This window comes from Nocardia sp. NPDC051787 (assembly GCF_040681325.1).
Taxonomy (GTDB): Bacteria; Actinomycetota; Actinomycetes; order Mycobacteriales; family Mycobacteriaceae; genus Nocardia.
Genome location: NZ_JBFAYO010000033.1, coordinates 54,264 through 79,302, shown reverse-complemented (window position 1 = coordinate 79,302; position 25,039 = coordinate 54,264). Strand labels below are relative to the sequence as shown.

General features: G+C 64.3%; 16 protein-coding genes and 1 pseudogene. 7 read left to right on the top strand and 10 right to left on the bottom strand.

What is annotated here, in order from left to right; all coding sequences use genetic code 11:
* The first annotated feature begins 81 nt into the window (after window positions 1–81).
* Window positions 82–1,158 carry a hypothetical protein gene (locus AB0M45_RS28235; RefSeq protein ID WP_364335422.1) on the top strand — a complete coding sequence of 359 codons (1,077 nt, stop codon included), beginning with the start codon at window positions 82–84 and terminating at the stop codon, window positions 1,156–1,158.
* Here the strand turns inward: AB0M45_RS28235 and AB0M45_RS28230 are convergent.
* The 3 genes from AB0M45_RS28230 to hsdR all read right to left on the bottom strand — a co-directional run bounded on the left by AB0M45_RS28230 (window position 1,142) and on the right by hsdR (window position 6,390).
* On the bottom strand, window positions 1,142–2,287 hold the full coding sequence (locus tag AB0M45_RS28230) for a restriction endonuclease subunit S (RefSeq protein ID WP_364335420.1): 1,146 nt from the start codon (window positions 2,285–2,287) through the stop codon (window positions 1,142–1,144). The two genes, AB0M45_RS28235 and AB0M45_RS28230, sit on opposite strands and share 17 nt — an antisense overlap.
* Window positions 2,284–3,867 (bottom strand): class I SAM-dependent DNA methyltransferase, encoded by a 1,584-nt coding sequence (locus AB0M45_RS28225; protein ID WP_364335418.1) that lies wholly within the window; start codon window positions 3,865–3,867, stop codon window positions 2,284–2,286. Before AB0M45_RS28225 ends, AB0M45_RS28230 begins: the two co-directional genes overlap by 4 nt.
* 72 nt (window positions 3,868–3,939) lie before the next feature.
* Entirely contained in the window at window positions 3,940–6,390 is a 2,451-nt protein-coding gene (hsdR, locus tag AB0M45_RS28220) for an EcoAI/FtnUII family type I restriction enzme subunit R (RefSeq protein WP_364335415.1), read from the bottom strand.
* A 1,273-nt stretch (window positions 6,391–7,663) separates the two neighbouring features.
* Here hsdR and AB0M45_RS28215 point away from each other — a divergent pair.
* The 3 genes from AB0M45_RS28215 to AB0M45_RS28205 all read left to right on the top strand — a co-directional run bounded on the left by AB0M45_RS28215 (window position 7,664) and on the right by AB0M45_RS28205 (window position 10,539).
* Complete coding sequence (locus AB0M45_RS28215) at window positions 7,664–8,173, top strand: DoxX family protein (RefSeq protein ID WP_364335413.1); 510 nt, start codon at window positions 7,664–7,666, stop codon at window positions 8,171–8,173.
* A gap of 622 nt (window positions 8,174–8,795) precedes the next feature.
* Window positions 8,796–9,107 carry a DUF3303 family protein gene (locus tag AB0M45_RS28210; protein WP_364335411.1) on the top strand — a complete coding sequence of 104 codons (312 nt, stop codon included), beginning with the start codon at window positions 8,796–8,798 and terminating at the stop codon, window positions 9,105–9,107.
* A gap of 376 nt (window positions 9,108–9,483) precedes the next feature.
* Window positions 9,484–10,539 (top strand): hypothetical protein, encoded by a 1,056-nt coding sequence (locus AB0M45_RS28205; protein ID WP_364335409.1) that lies wholly within the window; start codon window positions 9,484–9,486, stop codon window positions 10,537–10,539.
* 679 nt (window positions 10,540–11,218) lie between these two features.
* Here the strand turns inward: AB0M45_RS28205 and AB0M45_RS28200 are convergent.
* The 4 genes from AB0M45_RS28200 to AB0M45_RS28185 all read right to left on the bottom strand — a co-directional run bounded on the left by AB0M45_RS28200 (window position 11,219) and on the right by AB0M45_RS28185 (window position 17,122).
* Window positions 11,219–12,028, bottom strand: coding sequence for a hypothetical protein (locus AB0M45_RS28200; protein ID WP_364335407.1), 810 nt, complete (start codon window positions 12,026–12,028; stop codon window positions 11,219–11,221).
* Between the two features lie 284 nt (window positions 12,029–12,312).
* On the bottom strand, window positions 12,313–13,758 hold the full coding sequence (locus AB0M45_RS28195; RefSeq protein ID WP_364335405.1) for an NAD(P)/FAD-dependent oxidoreductase: 1,446 nt from the start codon (window positions 13,756–13,758) through the stop codon (window positions 12,313–12,315).
* Between the two features lie 36 nt (window positions 13,759–13,794).
* Complete coding sequence (locus AB0M45_RS28190; protein ID WP_364335403.1) at window positions 13,795–15,606, bottom strand: DUF3556 domain-containing protein; 1,812 nt, start codon at window positions 15,604–15,606, stop codon at window positions 13,795–13,797.
* A gap of 100 nt (window positions 15,607–15,706) precedes the next feature.
* The gene (locus AB0M45_RS28185; protein WP_364335434.1) at window positions 15,707–17,122 is read right to left on the bottom strand and encodes an AMP-binding protein; all 1,416 of its coding nucleotides are present in this window, start codon (window positions 17,120–17,122) and stop codon (window positions 15,707–15,709) included.
* 217 nt (window positions 17,123–17,339) lie between these two features.
* On the opposite strand from AB0M45_RS28185, the gene AB0M45_RS28180 reads away from it, so the two are divergent.
* The 3 genes and pseudogenes from AB0M45_RS28180 (at window position 17,340) to AB0M45_RS28170 (ending at window position 20,635) form a co-directional block, all read left to right on the top strand.
* Window positions 17,340–18,584, top strand: coding sequence for a helix-turn-helix domain-containing protein (locus AB0M45_RS28180; RefSeq protein WP_364335401.1), 1,245 nt, complete (start codon window positions 17,340–17,342; stop codon window positions 18,582–18,584).
* Between the two features lie 780 nt (window positions 18,585–19,364).
* Window positions 19,365–19,739, top strand: a pseudogene (locus AB0M45_RS28175) (ferredoxin); the annotation flags it as partial.
* Between the two features lie 194 nt (window positions 19,740–19,933).
* Window positions 19,934–20,635, top strand: a complete 702-nt coding sequence (locus AB0M45_RS28170; protein WP_364335399.1) for a methyltransferase domain-containing protein — start codon at window positions 19,934–19,936, stop codon at window positions 20,633–20,635.
* Window positions 20,636–21,021: 386 nt separating this feature from the next.
* Here the strand turns inward: AB0M45_RS28170 and AB0M45_RS28165 are convergent, their stop codons facing one another.
* From AB0M45_RS28165 to AB0M45_RS28155, 3 genes are all read right to left on the bottom strand, one after another.
* Window positions 21,022–23,175 (bottom strand): serine/threonine-protein kinase, encoded by a 2,154-nt coding sequence (locus tag AB0M45_RS28165; RefSeq protein WP_364335397.1) that lies wholly within the window; start codon window positions 23,173–23,175, stop codon window positions 21,022–21,024.
* A 368-nt stretch (window positions 23,176–23,543) separates the two neighbouring features.
* Complete coding sequence (locus AB0M45_RS28160; RefSeq protein WP_364335395.1) at window positions 23,544–24,077, bottom strand: DUF3145 domain-containing protein; 534 nt, start codon at window positions 24,075–24,077, stop codon at window positions 23,544–23,546.
* Window positions 24,078–24,172: 95 nt separating this feature from the next.
* Window positions 24,173–25,006: a serine hydrolase domain-containing protein gene (locus tag AB0M45_RS28155; RefSeq protein WP_364335393.1), complete on the bottom strand. Its 834-nt coding sequence runs from the start codon at window positions 25,004–25,006 to the stop codon at window positions 24,173–24,175.
* Between the last annotated feature and the right edge of the window lie 33 nt (window positions 25,007–25,039).

Sequence of the window (25,039 nt, the reverse complement as noted above, 5' to 3'; positions counted from 1 at the left end):
TGACGGCCGGGTGGAGGAAAACGGTGACGGACAGAGTGGGGGAATTCCGTGACGGAACTACCCCTCACCTGGAGGAATTACTTGACGGCTGACATCAAGGACATGGATATCGATGAGGTGGCGCGAGTCTTCGAGCGGATCAACAGCACCGCGACCACGCTGACCATCGCTGACTTGATCCGCGCGGCGACCTGGACTCGGGACTTCGATTTGGCCGACCTACTCGAGGACGCCTCGCTCAGTCTCGCACCGAAGCGGTTCGATACAGTCGAGCCACCAACTCTTCTCCGCATCATCGCCGCGGCGGCGGAACACGGCTATGACCGTGAAGATATCGACAAGTTACGGCGCCACAGTTCGGCCGAACTCCGGGTCGTCATCAAGAAGGCGTCCGAGGGAGCCCGCCGCGCGGCAGACTTCCTCGCTACCGACCTCGGACTGCCCAGTGCAGCAGCACTGCCCTACCAGAACCAGTTCACCGTCCTCGCTGACCTGTTCCACCGTGTCGACAAACCGACCTCCTCTCAGATCACCGCGCTCGAACGCTGGTTCTGGCGTACCTCGTTCGCCGGCTACTTCAGCGGCTGGTCCGGACGGCAAATGATCGCAACCCGTGACGCGATCCGGGCATTCGCTGCGGGCGATATCGCCGAGCTTCCACCAGCGACTGGAATGCCCGGAGCCGACGCGTGGAAACGAACCCGATTCCGGCAAGGAGCAGCGTTCTCGAAGGCACATGCACTCCTGCTCGCACGCGAACGACCAGTGGATCTCCGCTCCGGACGACCGATCGACGTGGGCAAGGCATTGTCTTGGAGCAACGATAAGGAGTACCACCACTTCTTCCCGCAGGCGTATCTAAAGAAGCAAGGCTATGGCGATGCCGTCATCAACTCGGTTGCAAACATAATTATGCTCACCTCGATCACGAATATCCATATCTCGGACCAACGTCCATCCGAGTACCTCCAGGACTTGATTGACATGCACGGCGAGGCAACTATACGCGCGAACTGCGCGGCCAGCCTCGTTCCGCCTGCTGCGTTCGACGCTGCGCTAGTTAACGACTACGACACATTCCTCACAGAGAGGGCAGCATTGCTCTGCAAGCGCGCGCGGGACCTCACCGACACAACACGCTCTACAACCGACCCGTGAAAGCAGCGTCCAGTAGCGCTGTCCGCGTACTTTTCGCGTTGTCCGACTGAGATTGCTCTAGAGTGTGGATGCGTAGTTCCGTGAGATCAATCATGCGGACTACCTCGTTCTGCACTTCAACATCAGGAACAGGGATCGCGATGCGCTCGAAGTTACGAACCGAAAGTGTCTGGTTACGCTTCACTGTACCTGTGGAGGCGCTCGCGATACTCAGCCGTCCTTCATGTGTCCGGAAGTAGTAGTTTAGGTATGCGGGATTGACACGATTCTTTGGAACAAAGCTTAGGAACCGACTCGATCCTATACAACCCGCTTCCGCAGATTTCGACAGGGCTACAGCCCCTTCCCATGCCATAATGTTGCTAACAATCAACCGACCAGGGATTATCTTAAAATACTTTAGCTTGCTCAATTCATCCGGACGCACTGCAGGGCGGTGGAAGATACCCCTACCGAACGAACGAACGCCAATCTGTACGTACTCCTTTTTCTCCTGAAGGCCTACGGGCAATCGCTCAAACTCCACAAGGTCGCTCATCGTGCGATGCGTTTCCCCGCGTAGCTTATTAAATACGGACTGCAGGAACGCATCTCGTAGGTTTGAACTTCTCGCTTGGAGATCGGAGATCTGCTTCAGCTTCCCCATCACAGCGTCAAGCTTCGCGGCGATGCGGCGCTGCTCGGCGAGGTCCGGGAGGGGGGCTAGGGTTTCCTGCAGCTGCCCGGGGCTGACGCGCTCACGGCGCGATCCTATTCCCGTTGATTTCTGGGCAAGCCGTTCCCACAGCTGGCGCCAGGAGCAAAGGTAGTGGATATAGCGCGCGTCAGCTGCGGAGCTGTTGATCATAAATGTAGGGAATTCTGGCGACAGATATCGGCCTTCAAATTCCTCCTGAATGACCGCTATCGCACCCTCGAATGCCTTTAGTTTGCTTAGCACGACCGCCCCTGCATGAAGCCTGTGAAGGTAGCGGTATTGGGTCTGCACGCCCGCGATACTTTCCCGCTCAAAGAGCCCACGCCCGAAGCTGTATACACCGGCAATCTTGTACGTATTGTCAGCTCTGACTTCGACGGCATCACAATGTAGCTGGAGCACTTCTCCGAGCGGGCGTTGTGGATAACTCATCGGCCGCCCTCCAATTCTGCCTGCAATTCTTCAAGCAATCCGAGGATCTGATGTTGCGTCTTTATCAGATCTGCGACGAGTTCGACTGGATCGTGATCAGCGAGGCTATCAGTGTTATGGGGGTTGCTCAGATCGAGGTTGTAGCCTCGTTCCTTGAGATCCTCAACGGGGACACACCATGCATGGGGCGTCTTCTCGCGGCCGGTCCGTTCGGCACCTCCCCACCATCGCCGACATTCCGCGAACTCGTCGAAGGACAGCGGTTTGCTCTTGGTGTAGGCGCGTCGTCCTTCTGGCAGTGGGAGCTCGTAGTACCAGGTCTCGGTGGTCGGAGTGCCCTTCTCGAAGAACAGCAGGTTCGCCGGAATGTCGGTGTAAGGGGCGAAGACACCTTGTTGGAGACGGACGACAGTGTGCAGGTTGCAATCGGCCAGCAGCCTCTCTTTGATCTTGACTGCCACGGCATCATTGCCAAAGAGCACGCCGTTCGGCAGGACTATGCCGCAGCGCCCTCCACGCTTGAGCTTGTCGATCACCGCATACAGGAACAGCCATGCAGTCTCCCGGCTCTGGAAGCCAGCATCGAACGCGTTGCTGACCGACTTTTCCTCCTCGCCACCAAAGGGCGGGTTGGTGAGAATGACATCGACCTTTGTCGCCGCGCCGACCTCCTTGCGCATCTGCACGAGGGCGTTGGCTCGAAGGACGTGTGGCTGGGGGACGTCATGCAGCAGCAGGTTCATGTTGCACAGCAGGTACGGTAGGGACTTCTTCTCGATGCCGCGCAGGTCCGCGTGCAGTTGATCGATCAGCTGGGAGTCCACGGCCTTGGGGGCCAGTTCGGTAAGCGCCTCGACGAGGAATCCGCCAGTGCCACAGGCTGGATCGAGGATGGACTCGCCGAGCTCAAGGAACAGCTGCTGCACCATGAACCGGATGACTGGTCGAGGGGTGTAGAACTCGCCGGAATCGCCTGCGGCGTCGCGCATCTCCCGCAGCATTCCCTCATACAGGGCCGCCATCGTGTGGATGTCCTCCTGCTGAGTGAAGTCGACCTTGTTGACTTGGTCAATCACTTCGCGCAGCAAGGCGCCATTGCGCATGCGGTTGCTGAGATCCTTGAACACCGCCGATATGACCAGTCGCGGGTCGAAGCCAGCCCGGTCGTCCTCGTCGATCTCCTTCTCCAGGTTGGCCAAATAGGGCAGCAACTCGGTGTTGACGAAGTCGATCAACTCCTGATTTGTCCGGCCACGAGGGTCCGCGGCCCAGCTCTGCCACCGGTACTCGGGCTTGATCGCGGGTGTGAATGCCTCTCCTTCAAGGACTTCTCGCTCGTCCTCCTTGGCATCCAGACACCGCAGGAACAATAACCAGGCCAACTGGGGAAGGCGGTCGAGATCGCCGTTGAGACCCTCGTCCGTGCGCATGATGTCGCGAGCAGACTTCACGATGGCCGCCAGACGAACGGGGGCCGGCTTCGGAGCCGCCTGCTTGCGGGGCGCACGGGCCCTCGGTTTGCGCTTGGGAGCCCGACTTGATTCAGCTACGAACAACGCGCCCTGATTGTCCTCTGTCATCCTCTCCCGGCTCCCACTATCCACTCACGCAGCACGCGGAAACGGCCCGCGCAGGCCACTACATTACGGCGGTCAATTTGCGATGTCGTACAGGCGGGCAGTCAAGCTGTCGAGCGCGTCGTGCAACTTCTCGCCGCCGCCGAAGCGCCCTGCGAGGCTGACTACCCCACCCATACCAGCGAAAGCTGGGGTCCGTAGCGCTTTGGCTGACAACTCCTCGATCCCGGACTGCTCGTATTTGTCCAGGAGGATCTCCAGGATCTCCCTGGCCTCCGCGGCGAAACCCTCGAGGAACGCCTGGTGCTCCCGGCGTACTCGCTTGACGCGCTCACTCCTGGTGACCAGCGCGGTGTTGTAAGCGAGGTTCAGCAGTAGGTCGACTTCATCGACATCCTCGTGACCGAAATGCCGGTATACCTGCTCGGTGCCGATCCCGGCATCGCGGAAGGCTTGGGCGAGCTTCCGTCGGGTGACGGCACGAGCCCACTGAGCACGCAGGTTTGTGGGTGTGAGGTCCAGACGACGTACCTGCTCACCGACCCATTGGCGGTACTCTGTCAGCCGCAACTCTTGCGTTCCGGCGTTGAGGATGTATAGCGAGTCGTTAAAAACGAAAACCTCAACCCCATCAACGTAGTACCTCTCCCGGCTTTGGCGAATCCTCGCGGCTTGCACCGGATCGGCCACTACTTGACCAGCACTAGGCCCGTAGGCTGGCGCGGGTTCGCTCATTTGAACGAGCCCTTCTTCAGGCTCGCCAGCCGAGTCCGGGTCCGGCATATCAATATCGACCAGGTGACCTTGCGTGTTGGTAACCGATACGGTGGGCCGCCCGAGGGGCAAGCCGTCGAAGTCCGGGCGGCTGAAGTGCTTGGTGGCGTCAGTGAAGTCGATGATGTCGAAGGCGAGCTTTCCGTCCTCCTCGAAGAGCCTCGTGCCGCGCCCGATGATCTGCTTGAACTCCGGCACCGATCCGATGATCCGGAACAGCACGATGTTGCGCACCGTTGGGAGGTCCACCCCGGTGTTGAGGAGTCGGGAGGTGATAGCGATGACCGGACGTTCGGTATCCACCTTGCGGAACATCGACAGCATTGCCAGCCCGGCGCTGCCGTCGTCTGCAGTGATGCGGAACACATAGTCGTGGTTTGGGCCCGCCAAGTCAGCGTTGAGGTTGGTCAGGGCCTCGCGCATCCGCCCCGCGTGATCGATGTTCTCGCAGAACACGATGGTCTTGGACATTGGGTCGGTATTGCGCAGATGCTCGGTCAGTGCACGTGCGGCCTCCACGGTCCGCTCAGTTATTGCGAGCAGCCGCTCGTACTCCTTGCGTCCATACACCTTATCCGGGATCTCGCGACCGTACCGGTCCAGCTGCCCCGGCTCGGGCTGCCAACCCGTGATGTCGACGTTCAGCTGGATCTTCCTAACCCGGTACGGCGCGAGGTAACCATCGCGTATTCCATCCCCGAGCGAGTAGGTGTATACGGGGTCGCCGAAATACTCATATGTGCTTCGAGTCGAGTCGTCCACCGGGGTTGCGGTCATGCCAACCTGCACGGCCGGTTCGAAGTACTCCAGGATCTCCCGCCAGGCCGAGTCTGCGGCGGAGGACCCTCGATGGCATTCATCGACGATGATCAGGTCGAAGAAGTCACGGGAGTACTGAAGGAATAGGGCGTCGTCGGCTCGGGTCTGGTCGAGCGACTGGTAGAGCGCGAAGTAGAAGCTGCGGCTCGTCACAGCCCTGCCCTCGCCCAGCTTGCACACGGCCTCGTCACCGAAGCCCGGGATGAAGTACTCGTCCTTTGGCTGATCCACCAGGATGTTGCGATCTGCCAGGTAGAGAACACGCGGCCTGCCAGTCCCGCTGGGCCACTGGGTATCCCACAACTTGGCGGCGAGCAGGTACGCAACAAAGGTCTTGCCGGTGCCGGTGGCCAACGTCAGCAGGATGCGCCGCTGGCCTGCCGCGATCGCGGTGAGCGCTTCGTCCACCGCTGCCTTCTGGTAATAGCGCGGCCTTTTGATCGTGCCGTCGTAGTTGGCCAGCGCCTGGCTGAACGGTGTGCGCCGGAACCTCATTGCCAGCTGGTTGTCCAAGTGCTTGGCGGTGACGAACCGGTGCCACAGTTTCTCCGGCCGAGGGAAGGCGTTGATGACCTTCTCCGTACCCGCCGTCATGTCGATCTCACGGATCTCATGGCCGTTAGTCGCGTACGCGAACGGGACGGCCAAGCCGCGCGCGTACCGCTTAGCCTGCTCGACGCCGGTGGCCGCCGGCTCATCCTCTCGCTTAGCCTCAACGACCGCGAGCGGAAAACCAGGCTCGTGCTCCAACACGTAGTCCGCGCGAAGGCGGCTGCTGCGGTATGCGATCCCCCCGGCGTCCACGATCTGACCATCGCCGATCCAGAATTCCAGGTTGAGTTGGGAGTCCTCCCAGCCCGCCCGTCGCAACGCTGGATCGATTAGGGCAGCACGGGTTTCGGCCTCGTCGCGCCCGCCAGGCAGAGTAGACACGTTCCCTTCATATCGGACCGGTGTTCAGCGCGCCACCCAAACATGTAATTGTCGGCTACAGCGACACATGCCCGTCTGAGTGAATCCTACCCACCGAGAGCGCACGTCGCTCTTATGAAGACGGACAACAACATTCGACCGGACAGCGTCGAGCACGTGGGCGCGTACTCGGCTGTGTTGCAAGTGCTGGCTTCTATCCGCACCCTCGTCGGGCAACGTGCACGCAAACCCGCGCCGATGCGGAAGCATGACCTCCGGTCCAAGATCAGGATAGCCGGAATCTGATCAATCACTGAGCAGACACATACTTCGACATCAGCTCGCTCTCTCCGGGCGTCCCGCTACCCGCTCCATGAGTGGCGGTTCGGATACAGCGCTCCCTGGTGCGACGGCAATCGTTGCTGTGGCCGTTGTGTCCGCAGTGACTGCCCCCGGTCCGGCTGGCGCCAGGCGATACAGTCAGGGGTTCCAGGCAAGGGTAGGTTGGAGCAGAGGCCGACTGATCCCAGTGCCGAATCTGGGGACGAAGGAGGGACAGCACCGGTCAAGGCACCCCCCCGGGGGGAGGGGTCCGCATCTCAACCCGCTCATCAAGCTAGCCATGACACATCTGTCGCCCGACTCCCTCTGTATCAGATTTTGTATCAAAGACGCGTTCGGGCCGTGGAGTGACGATCAGAGCAGCATAGCGATTCCCCAGCTTGCCAAGAGCTTGCCAAGACAGGCAGATATCGGCAGGAAACAGCGGTACACGCTGGACACGATCAAGCTTCTGACCTGGGCGAGATGGACGGAATAGTACCGACCGGACGGTATGCCACGCTTTTACACACCAGCGGTCGGGGGTTCGATCCCCTCTGCGCCCACAGAAGATGCTGGCGGTAGCGGTACCTTCAGCGGTCCACATCGACGCCGAGTTCCGCCAGCTCGGCCCCACAGCTACGGGTCCGCGACGCCTCTTCTGATTGCACTGCGCGTTGCGGTTGCGGATTTTCGACCATCCGATATGCCGATTCCAGCGCTTTCGGCACCATCCTCACGCACTGTGTGAGCATCGCCTTCGCCTTCCGGCGCAGCATCTGAGAGTGACGCATGTCACGTCGGATCGTGTCATGTTTCGGCGCTGTGCGGTGTCTTGGGGGCATGACTGAACCCGAAACACGCCACAAGGTCGTCGTCATCGGCGGCGGCTACGCCGGAACACTGGCGGCCGACCATCTGCAGATGCGCACCGATTTCGAGATCACGCGGTAGAACACGCCGGATCGATTTGATGAAGAAGGCCGAGATGCCCACTCGAATAGCCACAACGTTTCCGCACGCGACCGCCGGAGAGTCAGCCCCCGCCGCACGAAGTGACCGGAGCCGGATCCGACTCATCGCCTTCTGGGCCACCACGCTTGTCATCGTCTTCGAGTTGATTGCGGGATCGGTGTGGAACCTCCTGACGATCGAATGGATCGAAATCCAGTTGCGACACCTGGGATACCCGCACTTCTTCGCCTACGTGCTGGGCGCGTGGCAGGTCGGCGCGGCCGTTGTGATCATTGCTCCCAGGCTCCCCCTGATCAAGGAATGGGCGTACGCGGGTGCCTTCTTCTTGTGGTCGGGTGCCGTGGCGTCACATCTGGCGGTCGGCGACAGTCTCGAGTCGTGGGTGGTGCCGCCGATGTTCGCGCCCCCGCGAGTGGGCCGTTGCGATCGAGCTTCTCGTTGTTCTGTACGCCGTTTCGTTCCTCACGCTGCCCGCGGTCGAAGACGCCGTGCACAAGAACGCCGTTGAGCTCGGCTGGATCGACGAGTAGCGGACTCGCAGGTCGCGAAGCCGCTCCGGCTTCGCAAGCCGGAGCCACAGTCAATGCTGCAAGGTGAGAACCTCGAGTTCCACAGTTTCCTGCCGATCCGGCGCCGACAAGGCTCGACTACCGACCAGGCCGCGAGGTTCGAGAGATTCCGACCCGGGGGTTGATGTGGTCCCGTGCGACCTCCGAGCAGAGTTGATGGTGTTCACCTGTTGGGTGCCTGTGACGGACGAAGGCATTCCGAAAGCAGCATCAGAGGGGAAACACCATGAAAATGAATAGAATTCGCGTGGCGGCGGCGGTAGCGGTAGCGGTAGGTCCGATGATCGTTCTCGGCTCCGGTGCGGCTACCGCGTCCCCCGCGCCCGTCCATGTGGCGAGCAACCCGGTGCCGACATCCACGCAAGTCGAGCCCGCCATGTTGAGTATGTATGCTCCGCCGTGGGTCGGCGTCTGCGCGAACCCCTGGATTCCTATCCCCGCTTCGATGATCTGCGCCGCATGACCGCTCGACAGCGCGATGACAACGTGCGGGTATGTCCTGCTCCGCTGTGGGTATCCGCACCAGACCAGCAACTTCGATGCATCCCTAGGAGGATGAAAATGAAGTACGTGGTTTCCTGGACATACCGTTGGAACGGCTCCCCGGCCGAGAATGAAGCCGGCATGCGGCGCGCGTTGGACGTGTTCGCGAATTGGAAGCCGTCCCCCACTACGACGTATCACCAATTCGTCGGCCGGCTCGACGGCAGGGGCGGATTCGCGGTGGTCGAGACCGACAATCCGATGGACCTGGCCGACGGTCCGAGCAAATTCGGCTTCTTCGCGGAGTACGAGGTCTACCCCGTCGTCGAGATCGCCGAGGCCGCACAAGAATTCCGGCAAGGCGCGGACTTCAGGGCGTCGATCGGCTGAACCCCGCCCGCTCACCGGGGCGCTCCACGCACGCCGTCGGTCAGCCGAATTCTGATCGCGCCGCAGCGGCGCGCCGACATTCGCGGCGGCGCGGAACGTCCCACGCCGCCCCCCATCGCACGCCGGACTGGTGGAGGCTGCCGCATAGCTGATCCGCCGCTATCGGATAGGGATTGCCCGGTAGCCGCTCCAGGCCGCTTCTTCGGTTCTGTGAGCACGGCGCGTTTCAGCTACCCAACCCCTATATGAGCAATCGCAAACCAGGCCCGTCACCAACACGCGGCGTGAGCTGATGTGCTCTCTCACCGGGAGCGTCGGGCCGAATGTTCGTAGTCGATCGAAGTATCCCGCATCGTGGTCACACAGGAGGTACACAATGACTCGAGCAAAGTCGCGTGGTTCAGCCGACATCGTCACCCCTGAAGCACGCGCCGCCATGGTCGCGCAGAACATCACCGTCAGCGTGCTCACGCGCACTTTCCGCGACATCGCCCATACTGCCGCCGATAGTCTGCTCGTCCGCTCGGTCACCGACGCTCGCGCTATGGCCGAGGCGGCACGCGGTCTGGCCGACTCCGCTCGGACGCACTCGGCGGCCGGTGAATGCGGTCTCGCCCGCATGGACGCGGACTTCGCGGATGCCCTGGCCGCCGCCGCCCGCGATACCGCTACACGTGCCCAGAAAATGGCCGATGCCGCCATCACCTACGAAAGTCGCCTCGCTGAGGAAAACGCCGCTACCGCGCGGTTCGCGGAACCACTCAGTCGGCTGGACACCTACCGGCCGCCGCTTGAAACGGGCACGTTCGATATGAATGGCGGTGGGCACATTCACGACCGCTTCCGCACTGAGCCCGCCTTCCCGACCGCCACCAACGATTCCGTACGGCGCGCTGATGCCCTGGAGGCCATAGCTGACGACGACGCGAGCCGAACCCGCGCCACGAAAGCCCGTGCCGCCGCAAACGCCCTCGCCGCCAGTGCCGACGATCGCGCCCGGAGCCGCGCGAAGAAGATCACGCAGATAGCACAAGACGCGGTCTCGGCTGCCGCCGAAGCGACCCGAGCCGCCGAGGACGCCGCCAAAGCCGCCAACGACTGCACAGGCGCCGACGACAGGAAGGGATCCTCGGCCCCGCTGTCACGGTTCGCCGAGCCCGTCCCGCCGCACCACACGACAACGGCGCGTACTTCTTCTCGCGGAGCGTGCTCGGCGATCCTCCGGCTGCTGACAGCGAAGTCCATTGCGCCAGCGCAGACCCGCTACAACCCTGGTGTCCACGAGACCGTGCGGGCGCTGGCACGCGCCGAGGCGCGCAGCGTCGACACCGTGCGCGGTTCGCCGTGTGGTGCGGAATCACGAACCGGCTCTAGCCGGGCAGCCCCGTCGCCGCCGCTGGGGCCAGGAACTCGACACGGAACGACTGGATGAACTCGCCGCGCCGGTCGAGGAAGCGCCGCGTATGGCTGCCGCTCGTGCTCGTCGAACGCGGCCCGGTCCCGAGACACCTCGTAGAAGACCCGCGACAGCAGCTCACCTTCGACTGTGTGAGTGGCGTACACGAGCGTGCCGGGCTCATGCTCCTGAATGGCCGCGACGGTCTCGGCGACCAGGTCGAATGCTGTCGCCTTGTCGGCGTCGATCAAGTCGAACTTCACCACGAGTGCGAACTTCGCCGACGGTACCGCAGCGGGTCGGCGCGGTCCCGTTATGACCGATCCCCGGACACGCCTTCGTTGAAGGGCACAGCTCATCGACGGGCCGGAGGCGGCACGGTTGGCACACACGGACGCGAAGAGGCTCTCTCGAGCCATTGCTTGGCGAGGCCCTCGGGGCAGGGGGTCAGATGAGGGGTGGCCGCCGCGCTCGGCCAGACGGGCCGCTTATCTGCTCCCATGCTCGAGTCTGGCCAATTCCCGAGCGAACTCTCGCCGGGCTTTCGCGATGAGCTCATCACTGGCTGCTGGGTATGCCGAGGCTATCGCGATCAACGCGCCTTCCACATGGGGCCCCAGACCCGTGTGAGATCCTGGAGCCAGCCCGTCCAACGCGCGGGCCAGGCTTGTATCGAAGTTACGTCTAACCTGATCGGCAGACAATCCTCTACCCCTCAAATCAGCCCTTCTTTCCGCCACTCCGACTCGGCCGTGTCCACCAGCAGTTTATGCAGCACTTGCGCGGGTTCACTAGCACGGTCGCCATTCAGCTCGACATCGGCGAACGCCTCGGCCAAGGCCTCGATCGGATGGAAATCCCCTTTCCAGAAACTGTATCCGCTCAGCTGGTCACGCCAATTTCTGTATGACTCGGTTACGTCGCCTCCCGAGTGCTCGTTGCCGTAGGTCCGTAGATAATAATCGAACAAATGGGAGTCAGCTCTGCCAACGGCATCCGACCGGCCTGCATAAGTTAGCGCATGGCCGAATTCATGAACTATTGCACTGTACACCGGACCTTCAGATCTCGGGAGAAAGTACCCCCTCCGCACCGCATCCGATACATCTTCTGACAGTCGCGCCAGATCTGTGGCGTACTTCTTCGAGAAGGCTATCCGGGTAGCCTTGATATCGGTATAAGGTAATCTATCTTCAAATGCCCGAGCAATACCTCCCTCGACGTCACCGATCTCCACCGATAAAATTCTGGTATGCGGGTACTTGGCAAGCATCTCGTCCAGGGCAGTAACGATTTCGCGGACCGCGCCCGTATCGACGCCCGGCATGCCGAAGCCATACACCTCTATACCGTGGCGCTCAGTCAGCTCCCTCGCGATCTGTTCGTTGAGCCTCTCGAGTTCTCCGCGCCGCCGCCGAACAGGAAGTTGCGGTTCAGCATTGCCCGAGTGCGAAAAGTCGGCTCCCGACGAACCGGGATGAGGTTGCGGACCTTGCTCGCCGGGGGACGCGGCGGCGACCCTCATCGCATTCGATTCGTCGGCTGCATGTAGTGCAGAACCTCCGGACCGAAGGTGTTCCGCGGCCCGGCGCGGTGGAGTTGCCCGGACTTCCGCAGCGCTCTTCGTGAGGGGAATCAACCTGTCGCGGAGATCCGCCCAGGCTTTCACAATGGGTTTCCCGATCACAGCACAACCGATCACACAATTTGCCCGTGGGCCTGGTGGGTGACATCAGCGGGAATGACAATCGCTCCATCGATCCGATCGGCAAAGGTCTTCGCGGCGCTGATATTGATGTCCGGATACGACTACCCCGGCACCGTCTGGAGCGGACGGGCATACTTGCGCAGGCGATCGAGTGCGCGCGCGGCGGCGTTGGCTCCGCACATGCCGTGTGCGCCGGGACCGGGCGGGGTAGCCGCGGAACACAGGTAATGTCCCGGGATCCCGATGTCGTAGGGATGCAAACTTTTTCGTGGCCCGAACAGCAGTTGTGGGATGTTCTTGGCGCCGGTCATGATATTGCCGCCGACGTAATTCGGGTTGTAGGCGGCGAATTCGGTAGTGGTTCGTACGCTGGTGCCGATGATGCGGTCCCGGAAGCCGGGTGCGAAGCGTTCGATCTGGGTGATGATCGCCGCGGTGGCGTCGCCGGTGTAGCCGTGGGGGACGTGGGCGTAGGTCCAGACCGGGTGCACAGAACCGGCCGAACGTCCTGGGTCGGCGAGGTATTGCTGGCCGACCAGGACGAACGGGCGGTCGGGCAGGTGCCCGCTGTCAATGTCGCGTTCGGTGGCGGCGATTTCGGTGAAAGTACCGCCGAGATGCACGGTTCCGGCGCGGCGGGCGGGTTCGGCTGTCCAGGGGACGCCGCCCTCGACGGCGAAGTCGACTTTGAACACCGCCGGTCCGTAGCGGAATCGCCGGTAGGCCTCGAGGATTCGTGGTGGCAGCCGGTCGCCGAGGATGTCGGCGACCGCCGTGGGGGTGACATCCCACAGAGTCAGGTCGGTGGGCGGCAAGTCGGCGGCGGACCGGACGTGGACTCCGGTTTCGATCTTGCCGCCGAGATCAGCGAGGACGGCAGCCAGGGCGTCGGTGATGCGCTGCGAGCCGCCGACGGCGACAGCCCATCCATAGCGGTGGCCCGCGGTGAGGATGCCGAGCCCGATGCTGGCGCTCAGCGGCCGGTGTAAGGGGTGGAAAGCGTGGGCGGCGGCGCCGCCGAACAGCGCGCGGGCCTGTTCGGTGGCAAAGAGCCCAGCCAGCACGGTGGCCGGGGCTAGCGCGGGAATCCCGAAACGGGCCAGGCTGATCGGATGGCGCGGCAGGCGCAGCAACGGCCGCATGATGTCGCCGGCGATCCGGTCGTAGGCGGCGACGGGTCGTTCGAACAGCAACCGCCAGGCCCGTTCGTCGGCGCCGAGTCCGCCGGCGGTGTCGGCCACCGAGCGATACAGGACGCCGGCGGAGCCGTCGTCGAGCGGGTGGGCGCAGTCGATCTCCGGCCACGCCCACTGCAGCCCGTAGCGCTCCAGGTCGAGGTTTCGCAGGAACGGCGATCCGACAGCCATCGGGTGGATGGCCGAGCAGTGGTCGTGCAACAGCCCGGGCAGGATCGCCTCACTCGACCGGGTGCCGCCGCCGATCTCGTCGGCTGCCTCCAGCACGGTGACCTGGACGCCGGCCCTGGCCAGGGTGATGGCGGCCGCCAACCCGTTCGGGCCACTGCCGACGACGACGCCGCTGCTCATCGGATCTCCTTCCGGAAAACTGCTGGGTTGCAGGCGTTATCGCGCCATTTCCGATTCGGGTTCGGGTTTCGGGCGCAAAGCCTGGAACGCTTCCTCACGGCGCCAGCTGACCTGAAGCGGAATCGGGCCGTCGGGCAGCCACGGGTGTGCTTCCACTGCGTCGCGGACCCGCCAGGTACCGCGTTCGATCACGCCGAGCGCGGCATCGATCACCTGGTATCGCTGGGTGCCCTGGTGGATCGGCTGCGATTCGACCCAGACGACGATCCATTCGCCCGGGTTGAATCCGACCCGGGACTGCACCGCATTGATCAGGTCCAGGTTGTGCAGGTGTCCATCGCCGAAGTTGAACCCGATCACCGAGTTGCAGCCGAATTCGGCTTCGCGCACGGTCCAGCGATCGATGTCGGGAATGTGCTTCAGAAGCAGGGAGAACAGGCCGCGGCCCTGGCTGTGCATGGATCGCCAGGCGATGGTCTGCTGCAAGGTGATCTCGGCGACCACCGGCGGGTAGCCCATGGCCTGCAACTGGTCCACCTGATTCGTGGTGGGGCGGTGCGGCAGCGAGTTCAGTTTCTCCTCCGCGCCGGGCGCGAAAGCCCACAGCGCCGAGGCCCAGTTTCCGGCGTACTGCCGCATCGAGGGCAGGAACGACACCAGGTCGGGGCGGAGGTTGCCCAGGATCGGGAAGAACACCAGCGCCGCGACGAGCCCGACGCTCAGCCACGGAGAGGACATGTCGGTGACGGCGTAGCCGTTCCAGGCGGGGAAGCCGAGGAACAGGAACACCGTCAGGTAGGCGAAGATGACATTCCACTCCTGCGGCACCGCCAGCGCGAACATCGAGATGATCGTCAGGTGGAACACCACCATCAACACCACCGCGGCCAGGGTGACCCAGTAGTTCGTGGAGAACAGCAGCACCAGCGGTGCGCCGATCTCGACCGTCGAACCGCCGACATGCGCGGTGAGCGATGCGAGCTTGGAGGGCCGGATGTCGCCCGGGAAGTCCCGGTAGTACAGCCGCTTGACCGCCTTGAACGGAACGACGGGGCCGTTGGACGTCATCGCCGACACCACATTGGTGAAGTGGTAGCCGAACTTCGACACTCCCGCCCCGATCCACACCGCGCAGATCAGCAGCTTCGCGGCGATGATCATGTCGCCGAACGGCAGCACCGCGAAGAACACCAGCGCCGGAAGATACTGCTCACCGCGGGCGGTGAGGAAGATCGTCTTGTCCCGCAACCCGCACAGCACGTACAGCACGATCGGCGCGATCAGCAAGGTCGGCTGCACGAGACCGGAGGTGTTGTCCGGCAGCGCCGCACTCAGCGAGGCGCTCGGCACTCCGGGGAGCAGGATCGGCACCAGCAGGCTGGCCAGAAAGGCCAGATACAGCAGCACATCCACGGCCGTGCGGCGGTCACCCTCAGTGAACGGCACCCACTTCCACGGCCGCAACCGGATCGCACCCCGCCGAGCCGAGAACAGGATGCCGCCGATCATCGGCTTGAACTTCCCGGCGAGTGGACCCCAGGACCCGGCGATGCCGATCGCCTCCAGCAGCACGGTCCACAGGATCAATTTCTGGTACACGATCGGCTGGTTCCACCAGTGCGCGACGTCCCAGAATGGGCCGACGCCGGAGGTCCAGGTCACCAACGCGACACCGCCGAGCACGTACAGCAGCGCCACCTTGACCATGTAGATGGTGTGAATCATCTTCGGCGTACCGAAGCCGTATTCCACCCAATGCAGTGCCAGCGCTTTCATACGCTCCATGAGCGGTTTGTCGAGAAATGTCTCCAGATCGACCGGCGGGAAGTCCGCCTCTTTGAATCCCATTGCCGGAACCTTTCATGACAGGGATTTCGGACATGCGCGGTCCGCATTCGAAATCCCGGTAATCGTAGAATTACGAATCAGGGGACGGATGTTTTATCCGCTACGAGCTCGCCGCGAGTGTGCGGAGTTTTCGTTTGTCGATCTTCCCCACGGGATTCCGGGGTAGCGAATCGGTGCGGAAGATCGATACCGGCACCTTGACGCGGGCCAGTGACCGGCGGCAGTGCTCGTCCAGTTCGGCCACGGTGACCGCTGAGCCGGGCAACGGCACGACATGAGCGACCGGAACCTCGCCCAGGACCGGATCGGGCGCCCCTACCACCGCGGCCTCGAGCACCTCTGGATGGGCGTGCAGGACGTTCTCGATCTCCTTGGGATAGATGTTCTCCCCACCGCGGATGATCATGTCCTTGATCCGGTCGACCAGCACCAGGTAACCGTCCGCGTCGAAGCGTCCGACATCCCCGGTGTGCAACCAGCCGTCGACGATGGTACGCGCTGTAGCCTCGGGCTGCCCGAGATAGCCGCGCATGACGTTCGGGCCGCGGACCACCACCTCACCGAGCGATCCGTCATCGAGCAGATGCCCGCCGGGATCCATGGTGGCGACCGTCTGCCCGGGAAGCGGCAGCCCGACCGTACCCGGCTTCCGAAGCCCCGCAGGCGGATTCAGCGTTGAGGCACAGGTACCCTCGGACATCCCATAGCCTTCGACGATCGGCAACCCGAACCGGCTTTCGAAGCGTGCGATCAACTCGGCCGGCATCGGCGCGGCCCCGCAGATCGCCCGCCGCAACGATGAGGTATCCGGACGGCGTCGTTCGGGCTGGGACACCAGCATCGCGTAGATCGCGGGCACCGCGGAGAAGTAGGTCGGCCGAACGAGTTCGACCACATCGAAGAAGGTCGACGCGGAGAAGCGGCCCGCGATGGTCGCCCGCCCGCCGGCCAGCAACGGCGACAGTACGCTCACCACGATGCCGTTGACGTGGTACAGCGGCAGGATCAGTAAGCTGTGCTCGGTCTCGTCCAGTTTCAGCGCGTCGACCAGCATGCCGCACATCGCGGCGATATTGCCGTGATCCAGCATCACTCCCTTCGGCCGCCCGGTCGTACCGCTTGTATAGATGATCAGCGCCAGCGCATCCGACCCGGCGGCGGAATCGACGGCGACGCCGTCCGCGCCGTCCGGCCCTCCGGTCACATCGGCCACGTCCAGCGTTCCGATGCCTCGGCCGCCCTCGGTGATCACCACCTGGGCGCCGGAATCTTCGACCTGGAAGCGGGCTTCGTCGTAGGTCAGGTCCGGATTGATCGGCGTGACCGCGGCTCCGAGCCGCCACGCGGCAAACAGGATGATCACCAATTCCAGGCGGTTCGGCAGTACCACCGCGACCACATCGCCGGAGCGAATTCCACGCTCACGCAATACGGTCGCCGCCGCGTGGACGCGTTTCGCAAAGGTCTGATTGTCCAACTGCTCACGGTCATCCGCGATACAGGGCCCGGCCGGCATACGGGCGGCTCTGATATCCGGCAATTCGGCGATGTGGTGCACGATTTCCTCACCATTGAGTCGCGGCGTGATCGGTATTACACCCAAAACGGTAGATATTGTTCGCACAGTGGACTACGGGCCGGTGTCCCAGAGTTTTCGGAGTGCTTTGTGCTGCCGGCACAAACGGTTTCCGGATACGACCGAACCGGACCGAGCCGTCGGTTACTGTCCGGATATGAGTGCCAGCGTGGACCCGCTCGTGCGCGACGTCGCGGTATGCATCAAAGCCGACCTCGAGCGCCTCACCGTCGAGATGACCTCGATGTTCAGCGAGGTGATCCCGGAGTTCCGGCACGACGACGAGGTGCGTCGGCTGATGGTCGCCAGCACCTCCTCCAATCTGGTCGCCATCCTCGACATATTGTCCTTGGGCATCTCCGGTGACGACATCACGGTGCCGCCCGCCGCGGCCGAATACGCCCGCCGATTCGCCCAGCACGATTTGTCCCTGGAAGCGCTCCTGCGCGCCTACCGCCTCGGCGAGCACATGTTCCTGCAACAGGCCATGACGACCCTGCGCGCACTGGACCGCACCACGCACGAGGCCCTGGCGGCGACGAGCCGGATCGCACTGCTGGTCAACAGCTACATCGACCAGGTCATCGAGGGCCTTGTCGATATCTACGACAACGAACGCCGCCGCTGGGACGCTCGCTCCGACGCCACCCGCGCCGCCCAGATCCGCGCCGTACTCGACACCGAGGAACTCGATCTGGCCTCCGCCGAACAGATGCTGGCGACCCCCCTGCGCGGCTGGCACCTCGCCATCATCATCTGGGTGCCGCCGGGCTCGCCCGATCCGGGCGGCCTACTGCGCACCGGCACGGCGATGCTGGCGGCGGCCACCGGAAAAGCCCCGCTGATCATCACCATCGACGAACGGAACTGCTGGGCGTGGATCTCGTCGAGCGGCAAACCCACCCTCGACGCCGACCGGCTCGACACCGAACTGCGCCGGCGACCCGCCCTGCGCATGGCGATCGGTGAACCCGGCTCCGGACTGGACGGATTCCGCCGCACCTTCCGCGACGCACAACGCGCCCGCGGCGTCGCCATCGCCAACACTCGCGCCGACCGCCAGCTCACCCTCCACTCCCGAATCGCCCTGGCCGGCTTGCTGCTCGACCACCTGCCGGAAGTCAGGGCCTTCGCACATCGAGTGCTCGGTGACCTCATGCACGACGACGAGCCGACTGCCCGGCTGCGCGACACCCTGCAGGTCTTCCTCGACGCACGCGGCAGCTTCACCGATGCCGCCGCCCGCATGCACGTCCACAAGAACACCGTCCACTACCGAGTCCGCAAGGCGGAGGAAATCCTCGGCCACCCCGTCACCGAACATCGGCTCGAACTCGAGGTCGCCCTCATGGCCTGCGCACAGCTCGGACTGGACGGGCGTCTCGCAGAACCTGGACGATGAGCGTGGTACGAGGGATTCCGACGGCGACGCCTGCGCATATGAACCAGCCGAAGCCATCGGATCGGCGGGGATCTCCTGGCCACCGAGCATGATCTGCCCGTCATTCCGGCGGGCACCCGCATAGACCTGCAAGTAGCGCGTGATGGCGATCCCACCTTCCTCGGTCAGCGCGTCACCCTCCTCGCCGCGCTGGTGGGCCACCTCGAAGACGTGGTCGCCCAGCTCCACCGCCACCTCGACGGCTGGTGGCGGGCGCCAGCAGGCCGGTGGAAATCAGGTGGCGGTAGAGCAGGTCGGTGAGCCTGCCGAGGTGTGGACTTCTACCTCAACGAGACCACTCGCCACGCCGACGTCATCCTGCCGCCGACCAGCGCGCTGGAACGAGACCACTACGACTTGGTTTTCCGGGCCTTCGCCGTCCGCAATACCGCGAAATACTCTCCCGCGGTGCTGCCCAAGCCGCACGGCGCGCGGCACGACTGGGAGATCTTCCGCGACCTCGGCTCGGCCTACCAACGCCACCTCGGCGGCGGCCGGACGCAGGTATTGCGCCGTCGCCTCAGCAGGCCCGCCCTGGCCACCGAAATTCGGCTGCGGACACCGCCGCGCCGGCTGGTGGACCTGCTCCTGCGCGGAGGCCGCTACCGACTGAGCGTGCGCCGGCTGCTCGCCCACCCGGCCGGGCTGGACCTCGGACCGCTGCGGCCGAGCGTCGAACATCGCCTGCGCACTCCTGACCGCCGGCTACACCTGGTGCCGCCGCAGATCGCCGACGCCATCGACGTCGAGGTCGGAACCCACATCACCCACGACGAGCTCGCCGCGGCACACCACGCCGTCGTCTATGCCTACGGCGCCTCCGGTGACCGCCGCCTGGGGATCCCCGGCGAGGACCTGCCCGGCAGCGCGTCGGCAACCGAGTTCGTGAACTGGTACAACGGCCACCCGGACTTCGTCGACCGCACGTTCGACCTCTCCTGCCGCCGTGCCGTCGTCGTCGGCAACGGAAACGTCGCCCTCGACATCGCGCGCCTCCTGGTCGCCGACCCCGCGGAGCTCGCCGCCACCGATATGGCCGATCACGCCGTGGCCGCTCTGGCCGCCAGCGCGATCGAGGAAGTCGTGGTCCTCGGCCGACGTGGCCCCGCGCAGGCGCCTGCCGCCGGGATTACTGTCGGGGCATGCCGAGCACGCCCGCATCGTCGCCCCGCCCCACCCCGTCGTTCCATACGGACGCGATTCCTTTCGATCGCACCCAGTCGGCCGGAGACGGATCTCCCACCGACGACCCGATGGCGGTGCTGGTCGGCATCCTCGACCTTCAGGCAGCGCTACCCGGCATCCAGCGGATGCGTCGATGGGGGCACGACGCCCTGGCCGTCGCGCCCGGCGAGCGTGCGCTGGACATAGGCGCGGGAACAGGCACCGAAGTACTGAACTTCGCCGACCGAGTCGGTCCTGACGGGGACGCGGTCGGGGTCGATCCGAATCCCGCCATGCTCGACGTCGCCCGTGCGCGCGCCGAGGCCGTGGGCTCGCGTGCCCGGTTCCTCGAGGGCACCGCCTACCACTTGCCGTTTCCGGACGATTCGTTCGACGCCGTGCGGTGCGAGCGCGTCTACCAGCACCTCGACGACCCGGCCGCCGCCACCGCCGAAATCGCCCGAGTTCTGCGGCCGGGCGGACGCGTGCTGCTCATCGACAGCGACTGGCACACCGCGATCACCCATCCCGGCAACGACGAGGTACTCACCCGCCTGTCGACAGCAATGCTCGCGAGCACCCCCAACCCCAAGTCGGGCCGACGCCTGCGCGGCCTGCTCGCCACTGCCGGTTTCACGATCGACGACATGGGCTCGGAGGCGGTGATCTGGAATCCGGAAACAGCCCGCCCGCTGTTCGCGCAGATGATCGATGGCGCCCTCGCTCAGGGTGTGATCACCGAGCGGGAGCGCCTCGACCTGAACACTGCGATGGAAGCGGGCATCGCGAGAGGCGACTATCACTTCTCGGTCACCATGTTCGCCGTCCTCGCCCACCGACCGGAGTGAAGCGGCCCCGGCCCTACCGTTGCCGACCCGCATCCGGTCGAATCCGCCCCGCTTCCAGCAGCGCCCGCCAGGCAGCCGTCTTGCGCGGGCACTCACCGACGCGGCAGGCGCGGTGCCGCTGCATCGTCCTCTGAGCTCCACCACACCCATCGCATATTCCGGTGCGTCATGCGGGAAACCCGCGAATTCGGCCGCAACGACACGGTCGCACAGCTGTTTTCCCCGTTCATCCCAGTCACTCCCCTGCTCGGCGAATTGGTGATGCGAGAATTCATTTCGCCCATCTACGGCGGGAATCGTCCAGCTACGCTTGACCGATCGAACCAGCGGCGGGAGGGGTACGGCCGTGTACAGCTCCGACGACGACTTCGCAGCCGGCTGCTGCGCTAGACCACCCGCTGGAGTGCGCGCAAGTCTGCGTCCAGTTTCCGGAACAACCAATAGACGGCGACAAATGCGAGCCCGGAGGCCGCGCACAGTCCCAGCACCGAGTCGCGGACGAGTGGAAGCTCCGCGGGCTCGAGGCCGGCGCTGAATCCGGCCAGTACCCCTACCAGCGGCACCGACGCCGTTACCGCGAGATAGACCGTGGTTCTTCGCCGCAACGCGTGCAGATCGGCGAAGTCGTGTGCTGTCGTGCGGCCATGGCGCAGATAGATGGGATAGACACAGCGGACGATGTAGAACGTCGAAAGGAAGAACGTGTAAGCGACGGAGATGGTCCCCGACACCAGAACTGTCGTCGCCGCATGCACCAGCAACCGCGTCGGAAGATCGGTGAACCAGTGCAGCAGCATCACCCCCGCCACGGTTGCGGCAACCGAGAACAGAAAGGTGAGCATCGCGCAGAAGTCCCCCCACAACAGTGTCCGGGATCGCACCCGAGCAAGCAGTGCCTCGTCGTAGCGTCTGCCGTCGCGCAGGCCGCGCGGAACCGCGATCAGATCACGCGATACGTATCCCCAGATGACGACGGCCAGCGGCCAGGCCCAAAGGTTGAAAACCATGACGCCCCTATCCAGCCGCGCGTTGGTGGCATCGGACAGGAGCCCTCTGATCAGCGCGTGGGTATGCACAGCCAGGTAGGCCGACGCGACGCTGATGCCGACCAGCGAAGATAACCACAGAATGGGGATGGACCACCGCGAAAGCCGTGCCCGCCAACTGCTCGGCAACGGATAGACGAGATCGCGAGCCCTCTCCTCGAGGCACAAGTCGAGCTGCTGGGCCAGTTCCGAACCGCACGAGTAGCGGTCTTCGGGGTCAGGCGACAGACACTTCAGCAGCACCCCGCGCAGCGCCATGGGGCAATCCGGTGGAAGCTCCGAGAGGAACGCCGGATCGACGGGTCTGCGCCGCAGTTCGAGCATGCGGGCCAGCGACGTCTCGGACTCGCCTGCGGACGTTTCGTCCGCGAAGGGGCGGCGCCCGGTCAGCAACTCCCACAACATGACCGCGAGCGCGAAGAGGTCGCTGCGGGTGTCGAGGTCGGCGGCGGTTCCCGGCAGGTCCGGATGGCAGGCCTCCAGCTGTTCGGGCGACATGTACGCCAGTGATCCGCCGAAGTACGCCAGCGGACTCGTGCCTTTGACGCGTTGGCTGAAGCTGACGTTGAAGTCGGCCAACTTCGGAATTCCCTCGGCGCTCAGCAGCACGTTCGCGGGTTTGATGTCCCGATGCAGCACTCCGCGTTCGGAGGCATGCTGCAGGGCGTCCGCGAGTCGGCGGCCCAGCCAGGCGACGGTCTCCGGCCAGGTCAGCGTGGCGGTCCGTGCCCGGATAGCCGATTCGGCAGGCCGAACCTCACCCTTATCGGCAAGTTGTTCGTCGACGGCGTCGAGCAGCACGTGGCCACTGCGCTGTTCGGCAGGCGTCGAGCGCAGCAAGCGCAGCACGTCGAGCAGCGTTCCCCCGGGTAGGTACTGCATGTAGAGCAGCCTCAGCTCGCCATCGGCGATGAGCCGCTGGTCGAAAATGCGCACTATGTATTCGTGGTCCAATTGGGCGAGGGTCTGCGGCTCGATGCCGTGGTTATGGGAAATCTTGACCGCGACCAGTCGCTGCATTGATTGCTGCCGAGCGAGATACACCTGGGCGAACGCGCCGGCACCGATTCTCATCAAGAGGTCGAAGTCATCGACATGGTCGCCGACGTTGATGGCGTCGAGCGAGACTCGAGCACTTGGACGAGCGATTATCGTGCTCCGGTACTCGCTCGTGAGCTGCGCGAACTCCGAGTCGGCCGCCTGGGCGGTGACCTCGGCGGACAGGGTGGCCGAATCGGGTTCCGGCGAACCGCGGCGCAGCGCGTGGAATTCCTCGTACAGCAGCGCGTCCGGAAGCGGACCATCGCGCAGCTCGGCGAATTCGGCGCGGTATTCGATCAGTCGTTTGGGAAAGTGGTAGCGAACCCAGCGGTATTCGAGGTCGATCTTGATCAGTTCGATGAGTACCGTACGCCGCTCGGCCGGTCCACGAGGCAGATACTCGGACAGGTCGGGTGGGAACCCGGAGGCCCACGCCTCGGCGAACCGCGCCACCGCAGTGACCAGAGCTGTGCGGGTCCGTTCAGCTGAATCAACCGGATCGATCGGTTCGTGCATCGGTAGCTCGAGATCAACCGAAGGCGATCACACGGCGGCTACCCGATGCGTATAGCAGTTGGCCCACGCCATCTCCTTCCCGCCGCACCTTCCCCGCTCAAGAGTAACGCCGCTAGGCGAGCTAATGGGTAGCAACAGTAGGATCGGGCGCGGCGGACTGCTCCCGCCGCTCACCGCACAGCATTCACCGGGGAGATACCGTGCGGCGGTGCGGAGAGCTGGATTCGGGTGGCGTCCACCCAGTCCACGGCAGCGGCGTTCGGCACGTCGACGTAGCGACGCACCGAGCGGCCGAACTCCGCTACCTATCCCACGTCGCGGCGCAGCCAGGTGACCTCGGCGCCGGATTCCGTTCCATAGCGGTAGATTTCGAGGTCCTCGTCCCAGGCGGTGCCGAGGGCGCGGTCGATTTCGGCGGCCAGGTCATAGGCGGAATACTTGCCCAGTTCGCGGGTGGCTTGCAGCATGGCGCGCAGGCGCATTTCGCCGACCATGACGTCGCCGTTGGCGCTGGTGGAGCCGTGCCAGAGACCGAGGCCGGGGACGAAGCTGTAGCGCTCGCCGTCCACGCCGTCGCTGGGCTCCTCGGTTACCTCGAAGCGCAACACCGGCCAGGACCGCAACGATTGGGCGATCCGGGAGGCGGTGCCGACGGGGCCGATCCATTCGCTGGTCGCGCGCAGCTGTCCGTCGGCCGGTTGCGCGGTCCAGCGCAGTTTCGCGGGGGCGCCCAGGGCCGAGGTCAGTGCCCACTCGACATGCGGGCACAGCGCGGCAGGCGACGAGTGGATGTAGACCACACCCGCCGTCGCGTCCGCGAACTGACTCGATGCGCGCACCACCAACACCTCCAGCTTCGACGAGGAACGTCTTCCCCAACGACTCATCGAACTGGCGTTGCCCGAGTCTACTGGAGTGCCCGAAGTTACGCGTGTTACTTCACAGCCGTGTTGCGAGCGGCCGCCGCCTCCGCGATGACCGCATCGCTGAGCGGTGGCCAGGCCGCTCGCGCCCAGTCGCCGAAATTCTCGTCGCTCAAGGCGAGACACGCCAAACCCGTTCGAGGGTCAACCCATAAAAATGTCCCGGATTGGCCGAAATGTCCATAGGTTTGTGGCGAATTCGTGCCACCAGTCCAGTGCGGCGTCTTCCCGTCGCGGATTTCGAAGCCGAGTCCCCAGTCGTTGGGACGCTGCGAGCCGTAGCCCGGGAGCACACCGTTCAGCCCAGGGAACTGAACGGAGATGGCCTCGGCATGCGTCTGCGCGGAGATCAACCGCGGGTTCAGCAATTCGGCGGCGAAGCGGCTCAGATCCGCGGCGGTGGACCGTGCGGCGTGCCCGGCGGAACCGGCCAGCACCGACGCCGCCATCCCCAGCGGCGCGAACACCGCGTCGCGCAGGTACTCGTCGAACGCGATCCCGGTCTGCTCGGTGACGAACTCCGCGAGCACCTCGAAGCCCGCGCTCGAATAGATCCGCTTGGCGCCGGGGGCGGCTTGGATGTCGGTGGTGTCGAACGCGAGTCCGGAGGCATGCGCCAGCAGATGACGCACCGTGGCGCCGGGCGGCCCGGCGGGCTGGTCGAGTTCGACCGCACCCTCTTCCACCGCGACCAGAACGGCGTAGGCCACCAGCGGCTTGGTCACCGAGGCGAGCGGGAACACCCGGTCGACATCGCCGTCGCTCATGGTCCCGCCGTCCGCGGTGACCACCGCCGCCGCCGCGTGCCGAACCGGCCATTCCCGAATCCGCTCGAGTGATCGCACCCTGCGAGCCTACGAGAGCCGCCGCAGTACCAT

Excerpts from the sequence above, each read along its gene's own strand:
- AB0M45_RS28180 (WP_364335401.1), top strand. The coding sequence starts at position 17,340 with ATGAGTGCCAGCGTGGACCCGCTCGTGCGCGACGTCGCGGTATGCATC.
- AB0M45_RS28170 (WP_364335399.1), top strand. The coding sequence starts at position 19,934 with ATGCGTCGATGGGGGCACGACGCCCTGGCCGTCGCGCCCGGCGAGCGT.
- AB0M45_RS28185 (WP_364335434.1), bottom strand. The coding sequence starts at position 17,122 with ATGCCGGCCGGGCCCTGTATCGCGGATGACCGTGAGCAGTTGGACAAT.
- AB0M45_RS28200 (WP_364335407.1), bottom strand. The coding sequence starts at position 12,028 with ATGAGGGTCGCCGCCGCGTCCCCCGGCGAGCAAGGTCCGCAACCTCAT.
- AB0M45_RS28205 (WP_364335409.1), top strand. The coding sequence starts at position 9,484 with ATGACTCGAGCAAAGTCGCGTGGTTCAGCCGACATCGTCACCCCTGAA.
- AB0M45_RS28230 (WP_364335420.1), bottom strand. The coding sequence starts at position 2,287 with ATGAGTTATCCACAACGCCCGCTCGGAGAAGTGCTCCAGCTACATTGT.
- AB0M45_RS28215 (WP_364335413.1), top strand. The coding sequence starts at position 7,664 with ATGAAGAAGGCCGAGATGCCCACTCGAATAGCCACAACGTTTCCGCAC.
- AB0M45_RS28210 (WP_364335411.1), top strand. The coding sequence starts at position 8,796 with ATGAAGTACGTGGTTTCCTGGACATACCGTTGGAACGGCTCCCCGGCC.
- AB0M45_RS28195 (WP_364335405.1), bottom strand. The coding sequence starts at position 13,758 with ATGAGCAGCGGCGTCGTCGTCGGCAGTGGCCCGAACGGGTTGGCGGCC.
- AB0M45_RS28225 (WP_364335418.1), bottom strand. The coding sequence starts at position 3,867 with ATGACAGAGGACAATCAGGGCGCGTTGTTCGTAGCTGAATCAAGTCGG.
- AB0M45_RS28190 (WP_364335403.1), bottom strand. The coding sequence starts at position 15,606 with ATGGGATTCAAAGAGGCGGACTTCCCGCCGGTCGATCTGGAGACATTT.